7 protein-coding genes are annotated in these 6,109 nt (G+C 43.4%); 3 read left to right on the top strand and 4 right to left on the bottom strand.

Annotated elements, in window-relative coordinates:
* Positions 1-409 (top strand): hypothetical protein (locus V7659_RS24995; RefSeq protein WP_335542821.1); only part of this gene is annotated, 409 nt, incomplete at its 5' end.
* A gap of 98 nt (positions 410-507) precedes the next feature.
* Here the strand turns inward: V7659_RS24995 and gloA2 are convergent.
* Together gloA2 and wecB are read right to left on the bottom strand one after the other, a co-directional pair.
* The gene (gloA2, locus tag V7659_RS24990; protein WP_335542820.1) at positions 508-894 is read right to left on the bottom strand and encodes an SMU1112c/YaeR family gloxylase I-like metalloprotein; all 387 of its coding nucleotides are present in this window, start codon (positions 892-894) and stop codon (positions 508-510) included.
* 37 nt (positions 895-931) lie between these two features.
* Positions 932-2,074, bottom strand: a complete 1,143-nt coding sequence (gene wecB, locus V7659_RS24985) for a non-hydrolyzing UDP-N-acetylglucosamine 2-epimerase (protein WP_335542819.1) — start codon at positions 2,072-2,074, stop codon at positions 932-934.
* Between the two features lie 211 nt (positions 2,075-2,285).
* On the opposite strand from wecB, the gene V7659_RS24980 reads away from it, so the two are divergent.
* Positions 2,286-3,668, top strand: a complete 1,383-nt coding sequence (locus tag V7659_RS24980; protein ID WP_335542818.1) for a S1C family serine protease — start codon at positions 2,286-2,288, stop codon at positions 3,666-3,668.
* Between the two features lie 115 nt (positions 3,669-3,783).
* Positions 3,784-4,599, top strand: a complete 816-nt coding sequence (zupT, locus tag V7659_RS24975; RefSeq protein WP_335542817.1) for a zinc transporter ZupT — start codon at positions 3,784-3,786, stop codon at positions 4,597-4,599.
* 84 nt (positions 4,600-4,683) lie between these two features.
* Here zupT and rbsK read toward each other — a convergent pair whose 3' ends face one another.
* Together rbsK and V7659_RS24965 are read right to left on the bottom strand one after the other, a co-directional pair.
* Positions 4,684-5,604 (bottom strand): ribokinase, encoded by a 921-nt coding sequence (gene rbsK / locus V7659_RS24970; protein ID WP_335542816.1) that lies wholly within the window; start codon positions 5,602-5,604, stop codon positions 4,684-4,686.
* Positions 5,605-5,686: 82 nt separating this feature from the next.
* Positions 5,687-6,109 (bottom strand): substrate-binding domain-containing protein (locus V7659_RS24965; RefSeq protein WP_335542815.1); only part of this gene is annotated, 423 nt, incomplete at its 5' end.

Genomic DNA, 6,109 nt, shown 5'->3' with positions numbered 1-6,109 from the left:
TGGACAGCATCACAACCATGGCGGCCATTCAGGATTTAATCTTGGGTCATTAGGTTCTAGCCTGCTTGGGCTTGGATTAGGGTATTTAGGTGGGGTTGGGCTGGCAAATGCATCTAATCCAGGAGGTTATGGATTGGGCGGAGGTTATGGAGGCTTCCCTGGATATGGTGGATTCGGGGGCTTCCCTGGAGCACCTATTCAAGGTTATAATCCATATGGTCCCGGGCTTGGCGGAGGATATGGATTAGGCTATCCGACTGCCGGCACCCCGGGTTACCCAGGAGTTGGACCCACTATGAACATGTTCGGGCAGCCGTTCCAACCAGCTCCCAGTGTAAGCGGCTATGGAACATGGTCTCCAAGCGAATATGGCCTGCCTAGTCCAAGGCAGGGATTGGGCAGTTTTTAGTTTTTGCACTAAGCACTACGCAATTACATCTAAAAAAAGAGCAAGACCACGGGTCCTGCTCTTTTTGGCTTTTAATCGTGTTACTGAATTAGATAAAACTACCGCTCATACAGTTCAATCGGCAGCCCATCTGGGTCTGCGAAGAAGGTGAATTTCTTGTTTGTTACTGGGTCAACACGGACATCTTCAACATTCACTTGATGATTGGTCATATGTTGAACCGCTTCGTCGATATCATCTACTTCAAAAGCAAGATGCCTTAATCCAGTGGCTTCAGGATAGCTTGGCCGTTCAGCTGGGGCCGGGAACGAAAACAATTCAATTTGATATTGACCATTCACTGCTAAATCAAGCTTATAGGAATCTCGTTCCTCCCGATATACCTCATTTATGGGAGTAAGCCCAAGAATTCGCACATAAAAATCCTTTGATTTTTCATAATCCGTACAAATGACCGCCACATGATGAATCTTATTTAATTTCATCTAACCATATCCCCTTAATCAATCATTCTCAACCACTCTATTCTCCTAAGTCCGATGGCCGTTCTTCTTTTTTGAAGTAGTGGAGGATGGCTTTAACGATGCGTTCAGAAGCGTAGCCATCTCCATAAGGATTGGAAGCGTGAGCCATTTTGTCATGGGCGGCACGGTCTGAAAGCAGCTCATCTGCAAGATCAAAAATCGTTTCCTCATCTGTTCCAGCAAGTTTAAGTGTGCCCGCTTCAATTCCTTCAGGGCGCTCGGTGGTATCACGCAACACTAGCACCGGTACACCTAAGGATGGCGCCTCTTCCTGGACACCGCCAGAGTCCGTTAAAATCAAATAGGCTCTTGAAGCAAAGTTGTGGAAATCGATCACATCTAGGGGTTCGATGAGATGAATCCTTTCATGTTCGCCCAACACACGATTGGCAATCTCGCGAACGACAGGATTCATATGAACTGGATACACCACCTGAACATCCTCATGCTTTTCAACCAATCGTCGAATCGCACGGAACATGTTTTCCATTGGCTCCCCTGTGTTTTCCCTGCGATGGGCCGTCATGAGAATTAATCGATCACTCCCAAGGCGGTCTAAAACAGGATGTGAATAATTTCCCCTTACTGTTGTTTTTAGCGCATCGATGGCCGTATTTCCAGTGATATAAATCGATTCTTCCCGCTTATTTTCTAACAAAAGGTTTTGCTTCGATTGGGAGGTTGGCGAAAAGTGAAGATCCGCCAACACTCCCGTCAACTGACGGTTCATTTCCTCCGGGTAAGGGGAATATTTATTATGAGTCCGGAGTCCAGCTTCGACGTGTCCGATCGGAATCGAATGATAAAAAGCAGCTAAGCTCGCGACAAAGGTGGTCGTCGTATCACCATGGACCAGGACAATATCTGGCTTGACGTCGGCAAGAACTTGATTGAGCCCTTCTAAACTCCGGGTTGTTACTTCTAGCAACGTTTGTCGTTCCTTCATTATATTTAAATCATAATCAGGAGTAATTTCAAAAATTTGCAACACCTGATCAAGCATCTCGCGGTGCTGCGCGGTTACCGTAACAATCGGTTTAATGTGATCAGGGTATTTCCCTAATTCTTTTACCAAGGGAGCCATTTTTATTGCTTCCGGTCTCGTTCCAAATACAGTCATAACCTTCAATTGATTCTCCATAGCGGCCTCCAAGTATCCTTCGTTCCATAAAATTTCATTCACTAACATGATACCAAAGATTGCTCATTTATGAAAAAATCATACTCCTCAACTTCAAATGTCACCTTGGTATTTTCTAAAAATTTCTTTGTACAATATTACTTTTCTCGTCAGGGCGAATATATTGCAGAGTAAATTTTGAAAAATATCCAACCTAGGAGTGAATGATGTTTTGAAAAAAAGGGCCCTTTTTACCATACCTATCAGTTTGCTGCTTATCGCAGTCATGGTAGCTTCCATATTCCTAATCAATCTTAAACCAGCGGCTGGGAAAATAGCTCAAGCCCAAAAACTTGCCGAGTACTCGAAGCCAGCAGTGGTACGTATTCTCGACTATGCTGTTGTGCAATGGCAGTTTAATAACCCCTATGATCCAGAAGTCATTGCCATATTAGAACAGCTAAATAACCAATCAATCGTGGGCGGCTCAGGTTCAGGGGCCATTATTACCTCAAACGGCTATATCGTTACAAATGCTCATGTGGTGGAAGCGACTCAACAGGAAGATGCGGAAATTGCCAATGCTGCATTTGAACAACTAGTAACGATCATCGCAGACTATTTTAAGGTAGACTATGAAACTGCCTATAAATATATGGTCCAATACACACAATACTCGGAAATTCAAAAGGTTATCAAAGTAATTTTACCTGGTGGAGATGTCCTTGATGGCGAAGTGAAAAGCTACGGGGCTCCCATTAATGAAGGAAAAGATGTCGCCGTTCTAAAAATCGAAGGCAAAAACTTACCGACTTTACCACTTGGAGATTCTGATAATATCCAGAACCAAGATAACATTTGGGTCAGCGGATATCCAGCCGCTGCCGATTCGGATCTATTATCCCCTGATTCATCGTTAGTTTCTTCCATGAATGCAGGTCAAATTTCTGCTACTTCCAAAAAGACAGAACAAGGAAGTCCGGTCATCCAAATTAACGCCGCCGCCACGCACGGGAATAGCGGTGGACCTGTCATCAATGAAAAAGGTGAAATCATTGGGCTGCTCACCTTTAGGGGAGACACAGTCAATGGCCAAGAAGTTCAAGGCTTTAACTTTGCTGTTCCTGTTAATACGGTCAAAGAATTTGTAAACCAAGCTGGGGCGAAAAATGCAAAGAGCGAAACGGATAAGCTTTACCAAGAAGGACTTAATCTATACTGGGGCGGCTACTATAAGCATGCGTTAGAAAAATTTGAGGCGGTTCAGCGGATTTACCCAAATCATTCTGAAATCAAACAATATATCGCGAACGCTGAGAAAAAGATGGGCAGCAGTAAAACACTCTGGTCGGATTACGCCACAATCTTCTATATCGTGGATGGTGTTTCTGGCGTTCTCATCATAATCCTCCTGTTGTTTACATTTGCTTTTAGACCGAAGCAGACAGCTGTTGCTCAGGCACCGACTGCTTCAACTCCAACACCGGCAGCACCGCCGAAAGAAGGTCCGGAAAATACACTTACCGACCTAAACAACGATGGAAAAATCGACGTTCAAGACATCCTCCTCGCTCTCCAAGAGGCTCAGAAAAAGCAGAAAAAAGACGAGGAATAATGTGGTGCCTGACACCAATATAATATATTGAGATAAAACCTATAGAACAAGGGGATGTAGTGGAAACTACGTCCCATTTCTATATACGGATTCAGTTCATGAAGGAGTGATCACAGTGACTGAAAATCTGTTATTAGCCTTTGGATTAACATTGTTTGCAGGGCTGGCCACAGGAATTGGCAGCATCCTTGCGTTTTTCACCTCACATACCAATACTAAATTTTTATCCGTAACTCTCGGATTCTCTGCAGGTGTCATGATCTATGTATCGATGGTTGAAATTTTTGTAAAGGCCAAGGTAGCTCTTGTTGATTCCTTGGGCATTGGATTAGGAAACTGGTTAACTGTCGGCGGATTTTTTGCTGGGATGCTGTTAATCGCTAGCATTGATAAATTTATTCCTAAGCAGAGTAACCCCCATGAACTAAAGAAAGTCGAGGACATGACAAGGGGAGGAAGTACGAGTACTGGGGAAAAGCCAGATTTGTTAAAAATGGGCACGTTTACAGCTCTTGCGATCGGAATTCATAACTTTCCGGAAGGGATTGCCACCTTTACTTCGGCGCTGCAAGACCCTGCACTTGGGATTGCCATTGCCGTCGCGATTGCGATTCACAATATACCCGAGGGCATCGCCGTCTCCGTACCTGTCTACTTTGCGACTGGTGATAAGAAGCGGGCTTTTAAACTATCGTTCTTGTCTGGTTTGTCTGAACCAGTTGGAGCGTTAGCCGCCTACCTCTTCTTAATGCCGTTTCTCAACGAAATCATGTTTGGAATTATTTTTGCAGCGGTTGCCGGGATCATGGTCTTCATCTCCCTCGATGAATTACTGCCTGCTGCAAAAAGATATGACGAAGCACATCTATCAATCTATGGATTAATTGGAGGGATGGCAGTAATGGCCCTCAGCTTGTTGTTATTTATATGAATGTTGGTATTGGTGTCAGGCACCATGTGAATTTTTTTCACATGGTGCCTGACACCGTGAATGATGCATTTACTGCTCTTTATTTTACATTTTAGCTAGTAATGCTTCTACTTCATACTTATAGGGCATGGCAGGTGCTGTGCCTATTTTTGTGACGGATAAGGCAGCAACAGCGTTGGCAAATTTCATGGCATTTTTCACCGAATAACCATTGCTAATCGCATGGGCAAATCCACCGTTAAAGGCATCTCCTGCTCCCGTTGTATCGACCGCTTCAACCGTAAAACTCGGAATCAGTTCCCCGTTGCCTCCTCCTGTGTATAGGAATGCTCCTTTGCTGCCCAAAGTGATGATAACTGAATTAACACCCAGTTCATGAATTATTTGTGCAGCTGTAAGTGCTGAACTTTCATCTCTTACTTCAATCCCGGTCAACTCGAAGGCCTCAGTTTCATTTGGAGTGATGTAAGCGACGTCCCGCAGAATTTCCCTAGGAAATTCCTGATATGGGGCTGGATTCAAAATGATTGGTACACCATGATTCCTAGCTAATTTCACTGTGGTCACAATTGCTTCAATGCTTGTTTCTAATTGGATCAACACAATATCTGCTTCCTTTATTTTTTCTTCTGCTTCTATTACCTCTTCTTCCGTTATTGTTCCACATGCCCCTAGAGCAACCACGATACTATTTTCGCCTTTTTCATCTACTTCAATTAAAGCAGCTCCTGTGGCCTGCTCCGGATCGACTTTAATATATTCAGTATTCACATTTTCTTTCTTAAAGTGGTTCAATGCTTCTCTTCCAAAAACATCATCACCCAATTTGGTTAAAAACGTCACTTCAGAACCGCTCCGAGCAGCAGCAGTTGCCTGGTTTCCACCTTTCCCACCAGGCCCCATTTGAAATGGCCCGCCAAGAACTGTTTCTCCCGGTTTCGGGAGATGAGGAGTGCGACTCATTAAATCAACAACATAACTTCCGACAACAATAACTTTTGACATATACTTACCCGCCTCTACTATATTTTCGAGATAATAAAAGTAAAAACGCAATGCGATTGCGTTTTTACCTTATAAACTATGATTATTTCGTTTTTACTTCATTCACGTTTTCTTTAGTAACAAGTGTAGAATCAAGAATGACTTCTTTTTCAACATTTTCTTTCTTAGAAATTTTTTGAGCAGTAATCACTGCTTCTTTTCCAAGGAAGAACGGCGGCTCAGCAATTGTTGCTTCTAATTTACCAGCTTTAATGGCTTCAATCGATGGGTCAATGGCATCACAGCCAATTAACGTGATTTCATCTAAACGGCCTGCTGCTTCAATAGCAGCTAATGCGCCAAGTGCCATTTCATCATTTGCTGCATATACTCCATCAATCTTAGGATTTGCTTGAAGAATATCTTCCATTACTTTCATCGCTTCACCGCGGTCAAAGTTTGCTGCTTGTCTAGCTACAACTTTAAAGCCAGAATTTGCATCCATAATTTCATTAAAGCCTTTGCT

The organism is Neobacillus drentensis (assembly GCF_036966985.1).
Classification (GTDB): domain Bacteria; phylum Bacillota; class Bacilli; order Bacillales; family Cytobacillaceae; genus Neobacillus; species Neobacillus drentensis_E.
The sequence above is the reverse complement of the archived record's forward strand: the minus strand, read 5'-3'. Positions and strand labels throughout refer to the sequence as shown.